This is a genomic window from Clostridium sp. TJA085 (genome assembly GCF_058310235.1).
The window spans coordinates 69,246-87,696 of sequence record NZ_JBZEEZ010000005.1; the positions used below are offsets into that span (position 1 = coordinate 69,246).

General features: G+C 27.9%; 20 protein-coding genes. 8 read left to right on the forward strand and 12 right to left on the reverse strand.

The window, feature by feature from the left end:
- Positions 1-44: 44 nt before the first annotated feature.
- Positions 45-1,295, reverse strand: coding sequence for an aminopeptidase P family protein (locus tag AC4FQW_RS11690; RefSeq protein WP_491149213.1), 1,251 nt, complete (start codon positions 1,293-1,295; stop codon positions 45-47).
- Positions 1,296-1,314: 19 nt separating this feature from the next.
- A complete protein-coding gene (locus AC4FQW_RS11695; RefSeq protein ID WP_303127360.1) occupies positions 1,315-1,755 on the reverse strand; it encodes an ACT domain-containing protein in 441 nt (146 codons plus the stop codon).
- Positions 1,756-1,990: 235 nt separating this feature from the next.
- Here AC4FQW_RS11695 and AC4FQW_RS11700 point away from each other — a divergent pair, with 235 nt between their 5' ends.
- Positions 1,991-3,148 carry a dicarboxylate/amino acid:cation symporter gene (locus AC4FQW_RS11700; protein WP_491149215.1) on the forward strand — a complete coding sequence of 386 codons (1,158 nt, stop codon included), beginning with the start codon at positions 1,991-1,993 and terminating at the stop codon, positions 3,146-3,148.
- Between the two features lie 206 nt (positions 3,149-3,354).
- On the opposite strand, the gene AC4FQW_RS11705 is transcribed toward AC4FQW_RS11700, so the two are convergent.
- Together AC4FQW_RS11705 and AC4FQW_RS11710 are read right to left on the reverse strand one after the other, a co-directional pair.
- Entirely contained in the window at positions 3,355-3,879 is a 525-nt protein-coding gene (locus AC4FQW_RS11705; protein WP_303127356.1) for a spore maturation protein, read from the reverse strand.
- 15 nt (positions 3,880-3,894) lie between these two features.
- A complete protein-coding gene (locus tag AC4FQW_RS11710) occupies positions 3,895-4,470 on the reverse strand; it encodes a nucleoside recognition domain-containing protein (protein ID WP_303127354.1) in 576 nt (191 codons plus the stop codon).
- 122 nt (positions 4,471-4,592) lie between these two features.
- Between AC4FQW_RS11710 and AC4FQW_RS11715 the strand changes: the two genes are divergently transcribed.
- Both AC4FQW_RS11715 and AC4FQW_RS11720 read left to right on the forward strand, forming a co-directional pair.
- Positions 4,593-4,778 (forward strand): hypothetical protein, encoded by a 186-nt coding sequence (locus AC4FQW_RS11715; protein ID WP_303127348.1) that lies wholly within the window; start codon positions 4,593-4,595, stop codon positions 4,776-4,778.
- A gap of 93 nt (positions 4,779-4,871) precedes the next feature.
- Positions 4,872-5,141 carry an ATP cone domain-containing protein gene (locus AC4FQW_RS11720; protein ID WP_303127346.1) on the forward strand — a complete coding sequence of 90 codons (270 nt, stop codon included), beginning with the start codon at positions 4,872-4,874 and terminating at the stop codon, positions 5,139-5,141.
- A gap of 69 nt (positions 5,142-5,210) precedes the next feature.
- On the opposite strand, the gene AC4FQW_RS11725 is transcribed toward AC4FQW_RS11720, so the two are convergent.
- From AC4FQW_RS11725 to AC4FQW_RS11755, 7 genes are all read right to left on the reverse strand, one after another.
- Entirely contained in the window at positions 5,211-5,897 is a 687-nt protein-coding gene (locus AC4FQW_RS11725; protein WP_303127344.1) for a ferredoxin-like domain-containing protein, read from the reverse strand.
- A gap of 123 nt (positions 5,898-6,020) precedes the next feature.
- Entirely contained in the window at positions 6,021-7,385 is a 1,365-nt protein-coding gene (locus tag AC4FQW_RS11730) for an MATE family efflux transporter (RefSeq protein WP_491149219.1), read from the reverse strand.
- Between the two features lie 17 nt (positions 7,386-7,402).
- Positions 7,403-7,849, reverse strand: coding sequence for a hypothetical protein (locus tag AC4FQW_RS11735; RefSeq protein WP_303127340.1), 447 nt, complete (start codon positions 7,847-7,849; stop codon positions 7,403-7,405).
- A 136-nt stretch (positions 7,850-7,985) separates the two neighbouring features.
- Positions 7,986-8,984 carry a LacI family DNA-binding transcriptional regulator gene (locus AC4FQW_RS11740; RefSeq protein ID WP_303127338.1) on the reverse strand — a complete coding sequence of 333 codons (999 nt, stop codon included), beginning with the start codon at positions 8,982-8,984 and terminating at the stop codon, positions 7,986-7,988.
- Positions 8,985-9,147: 163 nt separating this feature from the next.
- On the reverse strand, positions 9,148-12,258 hold the full coding sequence (ileS, locus tag AC4FQW_RS11745; protein WP_303127336.1) for an isoleucine--tRNA ligase: 3,111 nt from the start codon (positions 12,256-12,258) through the stop codon (positions 9,148-9,150).
- 472 nt (positions 12,259-12,730) lie between these two features.
- Positions 12,731-13,630: a selenium metabolism-associated LysR family transcriptional regulator gene (locus AC4FQW_RS11750; protein ID WP_491149222.1), complete on the reverse strand. Its 900-nt coding sequence runs from the start codon at positions 13,628-13,630 to the stop codon at positions 12,731-12,733.
- Positions 13,620-14,789, reverse strand: coding sequence for an aminotransferase class V-fold PLP-dependent enzyme (locus AC4FQW_RS11755; protein WP_491149224.1), 1,170 nt, complete (start codon positions 14,787-14,789; stop codon positions 13,620-13,622). The genes AC4FQW_RS11750 and AC4FQW_RS11755 overlap by 11 nt, the downstream gene beginning before the upstream one ends.
- Before the next feature lie 184 nt (positions 14,790-14,973).
- On the opposite strand from AC4FQW_RS11755, the gene yedE reads away from it, so the two are divergent.
- From yedE to AC4FQW_RS11780, 5 genes are all read left to right on the forward strand, one after another.
- The gene (yedE, locus tag AC4FQW_RS11760) at positions 14,974-16,041 is read left to right on the forward strand and encodes a YedE family putative selenium transporter (protein WP_303127330.1); all 1,068 of its coding nucleotides are present in this window, start codon (positions 14,974-14,976) and stop codon (positions 16,039-16,041) included.
- Between the two features lie 10 nt (positions 16,042-16,051).
- A complete protein-coding gene (locus AC4FQW_RS11765; protein WP_303127328.1) occupies positions 16,052-16,255 on the forward strand; it encodes a sulfurtransferase TusA family protein in 204 nt (67 codons plus the stop codon).
- Positions 16,236-16,514 carry a putative Se/S carrier protein gene (locus AC4FQW_RS11770; RefSeq protein WP_303127326.1) on the forward strand — a complete coding sequence of 93 codons (279 nt, stop codon included), beginning with the start codon at positions 16,236-16,238 and terminating at the stop codon, positions 16,512-16,514. The genes AC4FQW_RS11765 and AC4FQW_RS11770 overlap by 20 nt, the downstream gene beginning before the upstream one ends.
- Positions 16,515-16,707: 193 nt before the next feature.
- Positions 16,708-16,935 (forward strand): (2Fe-2S)-binding protein, encoded by a 228-nt coding sequence (locus AC4FQW_RS11775; RefSeq protein WP_303127324.1) that lies wholly within the window; start codon positions 16,708-16,710, stop codon positions 16,933-16,935.
- 63 nt (positions 16,936-16,998) lie between these two features.
- Complete coding sequence (locus AC4FQW_RS11780) at positions 16,999-17,142, forward strand: hypothetical protein (RefSeq protein WP_491149228.1); 144 nt, start codon at positions 16,999-17,001, stop codon at positions 17,140-17,142.
- 49 nt (positions 17,143-17,191) lie between these two features.
- Here the strand turns inward: AC4FQW_RS11780 and AC4FQW_RS11785 are convergent, their stop codons facing one another.
- A complete protein-coding gene (locus tag AC4FQW_RS11785; protein ID WP_303127321.1) occupies positions 17,192-18,427 on the reverse strand; it encodes an NAD(P)-dependent oxidoreductase in 1,236 nt (411 codons plus the stop codon).
- Positions 18,428-18,451 lie beyond the last annotated feature (24 nt).

An 18,451-nucleotide genomic window follows, 5' to 3' on the forward strand; every position in this document is an offset into this window, starting at 1 on the left:
AATATATATATATCAATATATCTTTTAATTTTTTGTTTATTTTATTAACAATTTTTCATAAATTCTTCTATTTCACTAACTGATTTTATCATATCCTTAGTTAATACCTCACATCCATCATCAGTTATTAGTACATCATCTTCTATTCTTACACCAATACCTTCTTCTCCTATATATATGCCTGGTTCTACTGTATATACCATACCTGGTTCTAAAACTGTATTTCTTCCTGGATTTTCTATATCATGAGTATCTAAACCTAAGCTATGTCCTATACTATGCCAATAATATTTTGATACTTCTTCCTTATTTTCTATTAATCCAAGATTAATACATTCTTCTGCAATCCACTCTTTAGATTTTTTATTTATATCTAAGAAATTAATACCTGGTTTTAACTCTGATATAACTTTCTCATTTACTCTAAGTACAGCTTCATAAACTTCCTTTTGTCTTTTTGTAAACTTACCGTTTACAGGAAATGTTCTTGAAATGTCTCCATTATAATAATTAACCTGTGCTCCTAAGTCAAAAAGAATTAAATCTCCATCTTTAGCTTCTGAATTATTATCTACATAATGTAATATAGTTGCATTCTTTCCAGCTGCTGCAATTGTATTAAATGCATAATCACGAACTCCTCTTTTTCTGCATTCAAATTCAAAATATGCTTCTAATTCATATTCAAGCATTCCAGGTTTTATATTTTTCATTATTGATTCAACACCTTTAATTGTTATATCAATAGCCTTCTGCATTTCTTTTATTTCAGATGGACTCTTTACAAGTCTTATTGGTGCAAATATTGGAAATACATTTTTTATATTCACTTGTGGATACTTATTTCTAAGCTTTTTAGCAAATGTACTACTTACTGTTGGTAAGCTGTTAAACTCATCTCTTTCTAAATCTAAATATATATTTATATCAACACTTTCATTTATTATTTTATTTAAAAAGCCTCTAAACTCTCCTAAGTATCCTATATCTTCTATACTATTTAAATTAAAAACTTCTTCTTTTCTTATTGTTTTACCAAGCCACTTTTCTTTTTCAAGGTCTATTTCTTTTATAAACATCTTTTCAATTACATTGCCATTTAATTTACCCATAACAATAATATGATCTTCTTCATCAATTCCTGTTAAATAATAAAAATTTCTGTTTGGTGTAAAACTATATTTTTCATCAGCAGTTTTCTTTGGTGCATTTCCAGCAAAAAGAATTAATAAAGAATTTTCCTCTAACTTTTCAAGTACCCTCTTTCTGTTAAATTCAAAAACTTTTTTCTCCATAATTATCCCTCCATACTTTTTATTCTACGGCTAGTATTCTAACTTTTATTACATCATCAAGCTCACTGATTTTGTATAAAAAGTTTTTAACATCTCCTCTTATTTTAGAGACATCTAATGTTATAGTAACATTTGCAGTCATATTTATTGGTATATCTTGATTAATTGTTAATATATTTAACTCATTTGTTGCAATAAAGTCTAGAACTCTTGAAAGCACTCCCGATTTATGAGCTAGTAAAAGCACAATCGTAATTTTTTTACTATTTACACCTTCCGCCATTGGATATACAAAATCCTTATATTTATAATAAGTGCTTCTACTTATTCCAACCTTTTTAACTCCCTCTGATATATCTTTTACTTTTCCTGTATGAAGTAATTCTTTAACCTCTATAACCTTATAAAATATATTTGGTAATACTTGCTCATTTACAATATAAAATTTTTCATCTGACATATAACCCCCCCAATCTAAAGACAAATTTTAATTTGTGTATTTTAATCATAATTAAATTTATGATTATTATTTGGAATTTAGAGCATATTATCCATTATAATATGTAAGTGTTGTTTTTCTCCTAATATTAATCATTTACTCTATTTTATTGCCCCAACTAATAAATAAATAGACAAATTCAACTTTATACTATTATAATACATACAAAATACACTTGTCCACAGGAGGGATACATTTGAGAAATTTAGGACTTATTCCAAAATTAATATTAGCAATTATATTTGGTCTCATATTCGGTAAATTTATGCCAGAAAATTTCATAAGATTATTGGCAACTTTTAATTCTATCTTTGGAAACTTTCTTGGTTTTATAATACCACTTATAATAATAGGATTTATTGTATCAGGTATTGCAGACTTGGGTAAATCAGCAGGAAAAATGCTAGGACTTACAACTTTATTAGCTTATTTATCAACATTACTTTCAGGTTTATTAGCATTTTTTGTTGCTTCAAATTTATTTCCAAAATTCGTTAAGGAATCCTTAAGTTTTACTGCAAATAATCCTGAACATAGTTTACTTAAACCATTATTTGTAGTTGATATGCCACCTGTTATGTCAGTTACAACTGCATTGCTTATTGCTTTTTTACTTGGACTTGGTATAGCTTATGTAAAAGGTCGTACTTTATATAATGCATCATTAGAATTTCAAGAAATTATTCAAAAAGTTATCAATGCTATAATTATTCCTTTAATTCCTTTTCATATATTAGGAATATTTGCAAATATGACTTATACAGGTCAAGTTCAATCTATATTCTCAGTATTTTGGAAAGTATTTTTAATAATATTAGCTCTACACTTTTTTGTTATATCATCTCAATTTACAATTGCTGGAGCTTTAAACAAAAAAAATATTTTTACTTTAATGAAAAATCAATTATCTGGTTACTTAACAGCTCTTGGAACACAATCTTCAGCTGCTACAATACCAGTAAACCTTGAAGTTGCAGAAAAAAATGGAGTTTCTAAAGGTGTTAGAGAATTTGTTATACCTCTTTGTGCTACAATCCATTTATCTGGTAGTACTATTACTTTAACTTGTTGTTCAATTGCAGTAATGTTACTTAATGGAATGCCTTTTAATTTTCCACAATTTTTTGGATTTATAGCAATGTTAGGTGTTACTATGATTGCAGCCCCTGGTGTTCCTGGTGGTGCTGTCATGGCAGCTCTTGGTGTATTACAAACTAACTTAGGCTTTAATGATGCACAACTTGCATTAATGATTGCTCTTTATATTGCTCAAGATAGTTTTGGAACAGCTTGTAATGTATCAGGTGATAATGCAATTGCATTAATAGTTAATAAATTTAAAGAAAATAAATAATTTTATAAAATAAGGAATCTTGAATATATTAATTTAAGATTCCTTTTTATTCTTCAATTAAATTATACAATTTTTTATTCAAAGTAATTATTATTTATAATTATTGTATATTAAGTCTAAATATATGTTAATAAAATTATATTTTAAAATTTATTAACAATAAAAGTTTTCTTAAAGATAATATTAAAAATTTAAAACATACTACATTATAGTATTATCCAATTAACAACAGTAATAGCAGCAATTATAGCTGTTATATCTGCAATTACAGCTGCCCACAATGTATGCCTTATTTTTTTAATTTTTGCAGCTCCATAATATACAGTTATAGTATAAAATATAGTTTCCGTTGTTCCCATAATTACAGATGCTACAAGCCCTATAAATGTATCTGCTCCATATGTTTTAATAATTTCAGTAAACATACCTACTGCTCCACTACCTGATATTGGTTTTATAAGAACCAAAGGAACTACTTCTTCTGGTAATCCTATAGCTCTAGAAAGTGGTGAAATTATATTATTTACTAACTCCAAAAGATTTGCACCTTTAAATATTTGTACAGCTACAATCATAGCCAAAAGATACGGAAAAATTCTCATACATACAAATAAACCTTCTTTAGCTCCTTCTATAAACCACTCATACACTTTTCTCCCTTTAATCATTCCATAAAAAAGTATTATAACAACTATTATAGGGATAATACTTTTTGTAATATATGAAAACATATTAAAACCCCCTACCTAAAAATATCTTTGTAGTATTTTGCAACATACAACCCCAACTATTGCAGCTATGGTTGTTGATATAATTGCAGGTAATATTATTATTCCTGGATTTACAGAATTCGCTGCTGCTCTTATAGATATTACAGTTGTAGGAACTAATTGTATGCAAGCTGCATTCATAACTAAAAACAAAGCCATATCATTTGATGCAACACTGCTTTTTTTATTTAATCTATCCATTTCTTCCATAGCTTTTATTCCAAAAGGAGTTGCTGCATTTGAAAGTCCCATCATATTAGCAGTTAAGTTCATAACAATTGCACCAAGTGCCTTTTCATCTGTTGCTGCTTCTTTAAAAAGTTTCTTTAATAAAGGTCTTAAAATTCTTGCAATTTGTGCTGTAAGGCCACTCTTTTCAGCTATTTTCATTACTCCACACCAAAAGCACATTATTCCTACAAGTTCAATTAAAAAAGAAACTGTACTTTCACTTCCTAAAACTATTGCTTCAGTTATTTTATCTCCATTTCCAGTAAATAAAGCAAAAATTATTCCAAAAAATATCATTGCAAACCAAATATAATTAATCATTCATTCCTCCATAAAATAACTATTGTTAACAGTTAAATATATGCCTTGCACAACAGTTTTAGTAGTGATAGGATTAAAGTATAAACATAATTTTAAAAAGATATACCAAAGGAGAATCTTATATGAGAGAAGAAAATCTTAAATTAGTTCAACAAGATATTGATGAAGCATTAAAAACTGTAGAAGCCTTAGAAGAAGGTATCGATAAAGATGAAATATCAAGAGATGATATAAAAGAAAAATTCTTATCTTTAAATAATAAACTTCAACAATTAGAAGATATTCTTAAAACAGAAGGTATCCTTTAATAATTAATTTTATTAGGTTAAGATAACAATGGAAGCTTATTTATTTAAGCTTCTTTTATTTGTTTAAAATTTATATGAAAGGTGGTAATTTAAATGGAAATAGTAAATAAAAACGATAAGGTTGTTCCATTTGATGATGAAAAAATAAGGCATAGTATATTAAGCGCTGCTATGGATGCTAATTTTTCAATAACGACTGGAGATTTAGATTCCTTAGTTACAGACGTTAAAAATGTTTTAGATGTTACAACTGACGATTGTAGAGCTGCAGAAAGAAAAGAATTAATTAAATCAGTATGTAAAGTTTTATCTTTAAACGGCTTTTCAAAAATTAAACACGCATACCAAAATAAACATCATTAATTTTAAAAGCAAGAAGACCGTAAAAGTAATCATTCATTGATTATTTCTACAGCCTTCTTATTTTTTATATTATAAAACCTTTTCCTTAAAATTATCTATTCCTATTCTCTCAATAAAATCTCCAAGTTTTTCTCCTGCTTCTCCTAGTGACTTATAAACTTTAAAAATATTATCTACTATTTTTAAAGCCTCATCTTCAGAAACATCTTGAATTATTATATCAGCCAATCTTGGATTATAGCCTGCTGATCCACCAGCTGTAACTAAAAATCCTGTTTTATCTGCAATTATTCCAATATCTTTTGAATATACACTACCGCATGCATTTTTACATCCTGCAACTCCAATTTTTGTTCTACAAGGCATATCCATATTCTGATATTTATTAAGTAACTTCATTCCAGTACTTATAGTATTAAACTTTGATCTTTTACAATAACCAGCTGGACACATTTCAACATTTTTAACCGAATTTTGCTTTCTAACAGCTGGTTCCATTCCAAGTTCTTTCCATATTTTAGGTAAGTCTTCTCCATTAAGGTTTGTTATTAAAATTCTTTGACCTGATGTTATTTTAATTACACCATTATATTTTTTTGCTACATTAGTTATCTTCTCTAAATTTTCTATAGTTATAAAACCTCCTGGAATATGTGGTGTTATTCCAAAAGTTCTCTTACCATTTCTAACCTTCTGAAGATTACCATAATGAGTTCCACTTACCATATTAGGTATACCATTTACCATATTGCTCATATTTAATCCTCCATATTAAAATATACTATGCTTTTATTATATATTAACCTTAAAATTATGTTTGTAACTATTGTTACATCAAAATAAAAAAAGTGACTTTAAAGTCACTTTTTAATTAATTTCTTATGCTATTTTATTAACCTCATTTACTTCTTTTAATTTTTTAACAGAATTATAAAAAAGAATTCCTGTTATAAGTGATGAAAATCCATCACTTATAGCTCCTGAAAGCCATATTCCATTTAATCCAAATATTTTTGGAAGAATTAAAAGACAAGGTATAAGTAATATAACCTGTCTAAGAAGACTTAAAAACATTGATATTTTAGCCTTACCAATTGATTGAAAATAGTTTGAACTTATTATTTGAAATCCTATAACTGGTAACATAAATAAGTAAATTCTTATACCATTTTTAGCTATATTAACAAGATTTGGGTCACTGTTAAATATTTTAATTAAAACTTCTGGGGTTAATTGTACTACAAGCCATCCACAAACAACTATTATAGTTGCAATTATTGACCCATATTTTACAGTTTCCTTTACTCTATGATATTTTTTAGCTCCATAATTGTACCCTATTATAGGTTGTGAACCTTGATTTAATCCAAATATAGGCATTAAGAATATCATAGAAATGCTTGAAACGATTGTCATAGCTCCAATTGCAAGGTCTCCACCATATTCTTTTAATGAATTATTTGCTAGAACTTGGACTATACTTGCAGCTACTTGCATACTAAAAGGACTCATTCCTATTGAAAAAATACTAATAATTATAGCCTTATCAAGTCTTAAATTACATAATTTTAACTTTATTATGCTAGAACCCTTTGTAAAATAATATAATATCCATATAGTTGTAACTGTTTGAGAAATTACAGTTGCTATAGCAGCTCCCTTAACTCCCATTCCTAAAGCAAATATGAAAATAGGATCTAATATTATGTTTGTTAAAGCTCCAATAAGCATTGAAAACATTGCTATTTTAGGATTTCCATCACTTCTTATAGAGTGATTTAATCCAAAACTTAGCATGCTTACTATAGTTCCAACAAATATTATTTGCATATACTCTCTTGCATATATTTCAGTAGCATTACTAGTACCAAACACTCTTAATATCGGATTTAAAAATATTAATCCTATTATAGTAATTAAAATACTTATTATAACTATTAATGTAAATGCATTTCCTAAATGTTTTTCTGCAGATTCTTTATTATGCTCTCCAAGCTTTAGAGAAACTCTTGCTGCAGTTCCAATTCCAACTAACATACCAAAAGCTAATATTATAGTCATTATAGGCATAGTAATCCCTACACCTGTTATGGCAAGTTGACCCACACCCTTTATATTACCTATATACATTCTATCAATAATGTTATATAAAGTATTTACTATCATACCTACTATTGCAGGCACTGAAAATATTCTTAATAATTTCGATATCTTTTCTTCCCCAAGTCTTTTTTGCTTATTCATATATTCCCCTCCTAATATTATATATTTACTCCCATATCTTTAAGTATAATTTTTATAGCTTTTTCTGAATAAACATTTTCTTTTTTTTCTATTAAATTGCAGTTCTTATCTAATGCTACAAAAGTTGGAACTCCTGTAACATTATATTTTTTTGCAAGATTTACTGCTTCATCATTATCCAAACTATCTGCACTTGCATGAACTATATTAAATTGATTTCCATATTTATCATGTAACAACTTAAGATTTTTTTCTGCATCAAAACTATGCTCTGACATAACACTTTTAAAAAGTATTATAGTTGGAAGTGACTTATTGATTTCATTCATACTAGTTACATATTCAGCTCTACCATACTTTATAGAATCATATTTATGTTTTTCCTCATATTTTTTATAAATAAAAAAAGAAAAAACTCCTATTACAATAACTAAAATAATAGCTATTATATATCTTTTTTTCACTAAAACTATATCCTCCCTTCATTTTTCATAAATATACTATATCATAAACTTAAATTTTTATCAGAACTAAATAAAAGCATAAATTTTTTATAAAAAATAAGCTATCTTTTTGATAGCTCATTTAAATCATCATATATTATTTTACACTATTTCTTTCGATTATGTTATGTGGTAAAACATAGTGTGCTTGTTCTAACTCTTGTTTGTTAAGAAGTTTTATTAACATTCTCATTGCAACTGAACCCATATCATAACTTGGTTGATTCATAGTTGTAAGTTTTGGATAGAATATTTCTCCAACAAAATTATTATTAAATCCCATAACACTAACATCTTCAGGAACTCTTATTCCATTATCTCTTAATCCGTTTATAACTCCCATTGCTAACTCATCTGTAGCACATATTATACCTTCTACCTTATAATCAGATTTTATAAACTTTTCAGCCGCTTCATATCCACACTTAACTTTAAGCCCTGATAAATGAATTAATTCTTCATTTAACTTTTCCCCTGACTCAGTTATAGCTTTTTCATAACCTATGTATCTATCGCTCCATGCATTCATTTCATCTTTATCAAGACCTACAAAAGCAATATTTTTTAAATCTTTATTTATTAAATATTTTGTTGCATCATATGCAGCTTCTATATTATCAATAGTTACACTAGGTAATTTTCCTTCTTTATCTTTAGTTTCAACAAGAATTGTTTTTAAATCTAACTCATTTATTAAATCTAAAATTTCATCTTGTAATGAACTACTCATATAGATTACTCCATCAACCATCTTTTCTTTTAATACTCTTAAATATTCTTTTTCCTTCTCTACATCAAAGTCAGAATTTCCAAGTATTATATTGTAATCATATATATTAGATACATCTTCAGCTCCTCTTACTATCTCTGGATAGAATTGACTTGATATATCAGGTATTAATATTCCTATTGTTTTTGTTCTTTGCGTTTTTAAACTTCTTGCAACTATATTAGGTCTATATCCTAATTTCTTTATAGCATCTAAAACCTTCTTTTTTGTGTCTTCATTCACAACATCTATGTCATTTAAAACTCTTGAAACTGTAGCAATTGAAACCCCAGCTTCTCTTGCAACATCCTTAATAGAAGTAGCCATAATTTATCACTCCTAATCATATTTGATAATTTATTATACTAATATATTCGCTTTATTTCAAGAAAACCCCTTCTTTAATTATAGTTTCTCTAAAAATTATGTAAATATATATTAATAAATAAAAAAAACTAGAAAGCATTAACTTTCTAGCTTTTTTAATATTTTATTTTACAACTTCTACAGTCATATCTAGTTTTTCACCATTTATAGTTACTTCTGTATAATCAAATTCTCCATTAAATACTATATCTTTTGTTAAAGTTTCCTTTTTAATAGTATCTTCAAACTTTTTAATTACATCAATTAACATATCATTATTTGCAACATAAAGATTTATATTATCCGCAACTTCAAATCCTTTTTCTTTTCTCATGTTTTGGATTTTTGAAATCATTTCTCTTACATGACCTTCTTCTCTTAACTCTTCAGTTATATGAGTATCAAGAACAACACCAGTATCTCCTTCTCCAGCAAAAGCAAATCCTTCTAAACCTTGCATAGTTACAAGAACACTTTCTGCATCTAAAGGTATCTCTGTTCCATCTACATTTATAACTTCAACTCCACCATTTTGGATTTTTTGAGCAAGTTCCATTTGATTTCTTGAAGCTATTTCTTTTCTTATTCCAGGTATTAATTTACCAAATTTTCTTCCTAAAACCGGTAAATTAGGTTTTATTTCAAAATTAACATATTTTGAAAGGTCTGCTCCAAACTCAATTTCTTTTATGTTAAGTTCATTAGCTATAATATCACCATAATATTCTGGAAGTGATTTTGTTGAAACAAGTATTTTTGAAAGTGGCTGTCTATTCTTAACGTTAGCTCCATTTCTTGCACTTCTTCCAAGCTTAACTATTGTATAAGCTAAATCCATTTCCTTTTCTAGTTCTTTATTTATAGCTGATTCATCAGCCTTTGGCCAAGAACATAAATGTATGCTTTCTGGAGCATTTTCATCCATATTAACAACTAAGTTTTGATAAATTTCTTCTGTTATAAATGGAACAAATGGTGCTGCAACTTTAGCTAAAGTAACAAGTACTTTATTTAATGTTACATAAGCTCCAATCTTATCATCAGTTAATTCTGCTGACCAGAATCTTGCTCTATTTCTTCTTACATACCAGTTTGATAATTCATCTGTAAACTCTTCAATCGCAAGAGCTGAACCTGTTATATTGTATTCGTCTAATCCAGTCTCAACAGTTTTAATCAATGTATTTAATTTTGAAAGTATCCATTTATCCATTACATTATCTGACTCAAAATCAGCATATTTAGTTGGATTAAATTTATCTAAGTCAGCATATAGTACATAGAATGAATATACGTTCCATAATGTGCTTAAGAACTTTCTTGAAGCTTCTGCAACATCATCTATTGAGAATCTAGTTGGAAGCCATGGTGCACTTGCAGTATAGAAATGCCATCTTGTAGCATCTGCACCTTGTGCATCAAGTACATCGAATGGATCTACAACATTACCTTTTGATTTACTCATCTTTAATCCTTTTTTATCAAGGACATGACCTAAAACTATACAGTTTTCAAATGGATTTCTATCAAATATTGCAGTTGAAATTGCAAGTAATGTATAGAACCATCCTCTTGTTTGGTCAACAGCTTCTGATATAAATTGAGCTGGGAAATTTTGATCAAATAATTCCTTATTCTCAAATGGATAATGAAGTTGAGCAAATGGCATTGATCCTGAATCAAACCAACAGTCAATAACTTCGTGAGTTCTCTTCATTTTTTTACCGCAATGGCTACAAGTTAACTCAACTCTATCTATAAATGGTTTGTGTAATTCTATATCTTCTGGAACATCTATTCCTTTTTCCTTTAATTCAGCAATGCTCCCAATACATTCTCTATGTCCGCATTCACATTCCCAAATTGGAAGTGGAGTTCCCCAATATCTATCTCTTGAAATACCCCAGTCTATAACATTTTCTAAGAACTTACCAAATCTTCCTGTTCTAATATTATCTGGTAACCAATTTATTTTATCGTTATTAGCTAATAACTTATCTCTTAAAGTTGTCATAGCAACAAACCAACTATCCTTTGGATAGTAAAGAAGTGGAGTATCACATCTCCAACAATGTGGATATGAGTGTGTGTGCTTTTCAGCTTTAAATAATTTATTTTCTTCTTTTAAGTAATCACAAATTGCTTGATCGCACTTTTTAACAAATTTTCCAGCCCAAGGAGTTACTTCAGCAACGAACTTACCTTCTGCATCAACTAAATTTATAAATGCCATATTATTCTTTTTAGCAACTAAGTTATCATCTTCACCATAAGCTGGTGCTATGTGAACTATTCCTGTACCATCTGTAAGAGTTACAAAATCTCCATGAATTACTTCAAATGCTTTACCTTCCGGCTTGTGGAATGGTAATAATTGCTCATATTTCATTCCTAAAATATCTGCACCCTTAAATTCTTTAATTACTTCAAATTCTTCACCAAGTACTTTTGGTGCTAACTCTTTAGCTAAAATATACGTTTCATCTCCAACCTTAGCTTCAATATAATCATATGATTTATTTAAACATAATGCTACGTTTGAAGGTAATGTCCAAGGAGTTGTTGTCCAAGCTAGTATATATTTATTTTCTTCTCCAGCTACTTTAAATTTAGCAACTGCAGTTAAATCCTTAACATCTTTATATCCTTGTGATACTTCGTGTGATGAAAGACCTGTTCCACATCTTGGACAATATGGCATAACTTTATGACCTTTATATAAAAGATCTTTATCCCACATTTGTTTTAATGCCCACCATACTGATTCAATGTATGGATTATGATATGTTACATATGGGTGTTCCATGTCAACCCAGTAACCAATTTTATCAGTCATTTTTTCCCACATGTTAACATATGTGAAAACACTTTCTTTACATTCTTTAACGAATTTTTCTACTCCGTATTCTTCTATTTGCTCTTTACCTGAAATTCCAAGTTTCTTTTCTATTTCAAGCTCAACTGGTAATCCGTGAGTATCCCAACCAGCCTTTCTTATAACTTTAAATCCCTTCATAACTTTATATCTTGGGATTATATCCTTCATAACTCTAGTTAAAATATGTCCTACATGAGGTCTTCCATTTGCTGTTGGAGGTCCATCATAAAAAGTAAAATATTCACCATCTTGATTCATGTCAAAATTTCTTTTAATTACATTTCTAGCTTTCCAAAGGTCAGCTACTTCTTTTTCCATACCTACAAAACCATTTGTAAGTTCTACTTTTTTGTACATGTCAAAACTCCTTTCTCTAATTGCTTTTTTTGTTAAAATATTTCTATATATAAATAAAAAAAACCTCATCCTTACTATAGGACGAAGTAAATTACTCGCTATACCACCCATGGTATTACAAAATCAATTATATTGATAAAGTATCAATAATATAATAATAAGTTTTCTCTCTTACTATTTTAATTGAAATCAACTATTCAAGTACTAACATACTCTATTCTTTAACGCAGAATTACGTGTTAACTTAATAAGTAATATTTACTGTTCGGCCACCAACTCCTAGGTGATTTTCATTAATTTTTACTATAGCTTTACACCAACCAACTACTCTCTTTAAGTAAAAAAATTAACTACTTTTCCTAATCACTGTCTTTATTAAAGACATTATATATTATGCATATTAAAAAGTCAATTATGTAAATTTCTATATATTTGAAATATATTATTAATGATTTATTCTTTATATATTAATTTAATATTTATCATTATAATATTTCTTTATAAATTTTATAAACTTCTTAATGTGTTTTGGCAATATTTTATTCTTTTTATACGTTATGTACAAATATCTATAAGTTTCTTTTTCTCCAATAGGTAATGATATTATTTTTTTAGTTTTAACCATATCGTATATTACTTTACTAGATACAATTGAAATACCCATTCCATTTGCTATTGAATTTTTTATAGCTTCTTGATCATTCATACTAGCTATAATTTTTAAAGAATCTGGTGAAATCCCAATACTCTCTATAAATTTATAAGCTTCCCTTCTAGTTCCTGAACCATTTTCTCTCATAATAACTGGCTCTTTAAGTAAATTTTTTATATCAAAATTTTTATAAAGAAATTTTTCATAATGTTGATTATTAGGAACTGCAACAACAAGTTCATCACTAAAAAAAGGATCATATATAAATTCTTTATCATTTGTATTTGTTCCGACAAAACCTATATCAAGATTTCCATTTGAAAGTTCCTTTAAAACTCCTTCACTATGAGAATGCCATACATTAAAAGAAGTATTAGGTTCTAATTTTCTATATTCACATAATATCTCAGGTAATATATAAGATGACGGTATAGTAGATGCACCTATATTAATAATATTCTTTTTGGAAGAAGTAAATTCATCTAAAATTTTTTGTCTAAGCTTCATCATACTAACAGCATAATCATAAAGCTTTTCACCTTCTTTAGTTACAGTTATCTTTTTTGTTGTTCTACTAATAAGTTTCGCATTTAATTCATGTTCAAGAGACTTTATATGAGTGCTTATCGTTGGTTGTGTAAGACATAATTGTTTTGCAGCCTCTGAAAAACCATTATAATCAATAACAGTAACAAAAGCCTCAAGTTGTTTAAGCTCCATATACAATCCTCCTTAAAGCATCGATTGCATAATAAACTTCTTCCTCTGTATTAAAATGACTAAAAGAAAAACGAATAGTTCCAGTTGGATATGTACCTAAGGTTTTATGTGCATTTGGAGCACAATGAAGTCCTACTCGAGTCATTATTCCATAATCTTCATCTAAAATATGTGATATAAGAGCTGGGTCTTTTTCAATTGGTTGAATAGAAACAACAGCAGCTCGTCCATTTATGCAACTTTTTCCTATAATTCTAACTTTATCAATACTCTTAATCTCTTTAATAAACTTATCTGTAAGTTTAAGTTCTTTATCTCTAATTTTATCTATACCTATTTTATTTAAATAATTAATTCCAGCATTAAGTCCTAAAATACCTGGAATATTTAATGTTCCTGATTCAAATTTATCAGGAAGAAAGTTTGGTATATCTTCACTATGAGAAGCGCTACCTGTCCCACCACTTATTAATGGAGTCAGCTTATCAGCCATAAAATCAGTTGTAATAAATCCACCAATTCCTTGTGGTCCTAGCAATCCTTTATGTCCTGTAAAAGCTAAAATATCTATATTCATTTTTTTCATATCTATATCAAAAACTCCTGCTGTTTGGGCAGAGTCAACAAAAAACTTAAGATTATTTTCTTTGCATATTTCTCCTATTTCTTTTATAGGAAGTAATGTACCACATACATTTGATGCGTGTGTAATTATAATCGCTTTAGTATTATTTTTTATAAGAGGTTTTACTTTATCTAAAAGAATTTCCCCTTTATCATTACAAGGAATTCTATCAAACATAACTCCTTGTGATAATAGTTGTATTAAAGGTCTCATAACTGCATTATGTTCCATTGAAGAAACTAATACATGATCTCCTTTTTTTAAATATCCCTTTAAAATAAAATTTAAACTTGTAGTAATATTTGATGTAAAAATTACATTTTTACAATCATTAAAATTAAACATTTTTGCTATATTTTCTCTAGTATCAAAAATCAAGTCTGCTATTTCATAAGCCTTATTATATCCACCACGATTAATATTAATGCCATATTCATTAATAAAATCAAACATCGCTTTAGATACAGAATTAGGCTTTGGAAATGATGTGCTAGCATTATCAAAATAAATTATATTTTTCTCATTAATTCTCATAAAATTCTCCCTTTTCCATAATATATCCTTTAATGTAAATTATTATAAATATTATAATTTAAAATTTTAATTTTGTCGAAATATTTATAGATAAAATCAATAAAAGTAATATAATTATTGAATTAATGAATTATTCATTTTTGTAAAACCATGTTAAAATTTCTATTATAAGGGGGATATAACTATGAATTTAAAAAATGAAAAATTACGTATTATTTTAGCAGGAATTATTATAGGATTAATTGCTGTATCACTAGTATTAATGGGAAATCCAGCAAATATGGGATTTTGTATTGCATGTTTTTTAAGAGATACCGCTGGGGCCCTTGGCTTGCATAGAGCAGAAGCCGTTCAATATATAAGACCAGAAATTATAGGATTAGTTTTAGGTGCTTTTATTATTTCACTTACTAAAAAAGAGTTTTTACCAAGAGGTGGCTCTTCACCAATTACTAGATTTATATTAGGATTTTTTATTATGATTGGTTGTTTAATGTTTTTAGGTTGTCCTTTTAGAATGATTCTTCGTATTGCAGGTGGTGACTTAAATGCAATCTTTGGTCTTATAGGTCTTATTCTTGGAATTCTTTTAGGAATTTATTTCTTAAACAAAGGATATTCTTTAAAAAGAACTTATAAATTAACACCTCTTGAAGGTTCAATAGTTCCAATTGTTCAAATTGTTCTTTTAATACTTCTTATAGCCGCTCCAACATTTATTTTATTTACACCTGCTGGTAAAGGTCCTGGAGCAAAACATGCCGCTATTTTAATTTCTCTTACAGCAGGAGTTATTGTAGGAATTCTAGCACAAAGAACTAGACTTTGTATGGTTGGTGGTATTAGAGATTTAGTCCTATTTGGTCAATGGAATATGCTATATGGATTTATTTCTATATTGATATCTGCTTTTGTTATGAGCTTAATTGTTGGTGGTTTTAATCCAGGTTTTACAGGTCAACCAGTTGCACATACCGATGGCCTTTGGAATATGCTAGGGATGGTTTTAACAGGTTTCGGTTCTGTTCTTTTAGGTGGATGTCCACTTAGACAACTTATATTAACAGGTGAAGGTAATACAGATTCAGCCATAACTGTAATCGGTTTAATAGTAGGTGCAGCTTTTGCTCATAATTTTGCTTTAGCATCTTCAGCAAAAGGACCTACATTAAATGGTAAGTTAGCTGTAATAATTGGATTTATAATAATGCTTATAATTGCAATTTATAATACAAAAAAACAAAAAGCTTAGGAGGATAATTATGATTGATGCAAGAGGACGCTCATGTCCAGAACCAGTTCTTATATTAAAAAAAGCTCTACAATCAAATGAAGATAATTATACTATACTTGTTGATTGTCAACCTGCTCTTGAAAATATAACTCGTTTTGCTAATTCTAAAAATTATAAAGTATTTTACGAAGAAAATAATGGAGAGTATAAAATTGAACTTAGAAAAAACTAAATGTAATACAAATACATATATAGCTACATTCTTTTCACATTTTGGAGCAATAAGGTTTAAAAAAATTTATGAAAAAGAATTTTTAGAAATGATAATAATGCCTGTTCCAAGAGATTTAAGTTCATCTTGTGGAACTTGTGTTAAATTTAAAAAAGAATACTTATGTTGTGATAATTTAAAGCATAATGATGAAATTGAACAAATAGTTCAATTAATTGATAAAAAATATAAAACTATATATAAAGCTGAAAATATTTAAATAAAATAAGAATTGCTTAAGTTTAAGTAATTCTTATTTTATTATAAACCGAAAACTAATAAATAATTCTTATTATTTACTATTGATTTTTAATTGTATTAATGTTTAAATTTAATTGTATAGATTCAATCAAATAAAAATAAATTACTAACTTAATTTTAACTTATAAATAAACTATGGAAAGGAGTATGCTATGGAAAATAATAATGTTAAACCTGAAATAATGGATAAATTAACTAAAGTTTGTGTATGTAAGGCTATAAATAGAGCAACAATTAAAGATGCAATAAGAAATGGAGCTAAGTCTATATCTGAAGTTAAAGAAGCAACTGGTGCCGGAACAGGATGTTGTGGTGGTGCTAGGTGTGTATTTAAAATACAAGAATTAATAGACAAATATAATGAAGGCGAATACAAATAAATTCCTCGAATTAAATCTTTCCTATTGCTAAAACTATTAGTGTTAGGAAAGGAGGAATTACTTATGCCTAAACAACCTAAAAGTGCCGTAAACAATCAATGGATATCAACTCCAGTAGAAGTTAATGGTGTTCCCTCATCTAAAAGAAAACCTAAAACAGAGGGAAATAACCAATGGACTTCAACTAACAAAAACCCAATGAAATAATAAAAATAAGCCATAACTTTTTGTTATGGCTTATTTTGTTATATAATTACTATTTATTTTCTTCACAATATTTTTCTATAGCATTTGCAACTATTTTAGCATGTGAAACTGCTTGAACTACTGTTTTAGCACCTGTAACAACATCCCCTGAAGCAAAGACACCCTTTCTTGTTGTATGTCCTTCTTCATCTGTTATTACAAGTCCCCATTTATTAGTTTCTAACTTAGTTGTACTTGAAACTATGACTGATCTTGGTTCTTGACTTATAGCAACTATTGTTGAATCACATGATATGAATTCTTCTTGTCCATCTAAAGTTCTTGTTTGAATTTTTCCATCTACTTCTACATTTTCAGTTTTAACAAATTTAATTCCATCTTCTAATATTTCAACTGGAGCTCTAAATAATTTAAACTCTACTCCATCTTCTTTAGCTTCTTCTATTTCCTTTTTAGTTGCTGTCATTTGATCAAAATGCTTTCTATAAACTATGTACACATTTTTTGCACCATTTCTCTTTGCTGTTCTTGCAGCATCCATAGCCACATTTCCAGCTCCTATAACACAAACTGTATCTCCTAAGTTATAAACATCTGGTGCTTTTAAATAATCAATTGCATAATGAACATTGCCTAAAGTTTCACCTTTTATATTTAACTTTTTAGCATTCCATACACCAGTTCCAATAAATACAGCTTTATATCCGTCTTCAAATAATCTATCTAAAGTTATAACTGGTCCTATCATTATATTAGGTCTTATTTTCACACCAAGTTCTACTAATTTTTCTTCATATTTATCAACTAATGAATTTGGTAGTCTATATTCTGGTATACCATATCTTAATACTCCACCTATTTTTTCATGAGCTTCAAATATAGTAACTTTAAAACCCCTTTCAGCTAAAGTAAAAGCTATTGTTATTCCCGCTGGTCCTCCACCAATTATAGCAATTCTATCTTTAGTCCCATTAATTTTATCTAATTTTATATTATTTAAATAATTTTTTGATATTTCTTCTTCTATTTCATAGAAAGGAATTGGTTCACTTTTTATTCCTCTTATACAATTTCCTGCACACTGATCTTCATGAGGGCAAACTATGGCACATATAGCTGATAATGGATTGTTTTCAAATAAAATCTTTCCAGCTTCATTAAATCTTTCTTCCCTATAAAGTTCTATAATTTCAGGAATAGGCGTACTTATAGGACAAAATTCTTTACATCTAGGTTTTTTACATAACAAACATCTATTTGCTTCTTCTTTTAAAAATAAATTCATGACGTCCTCCCAAAAAAGTTAATC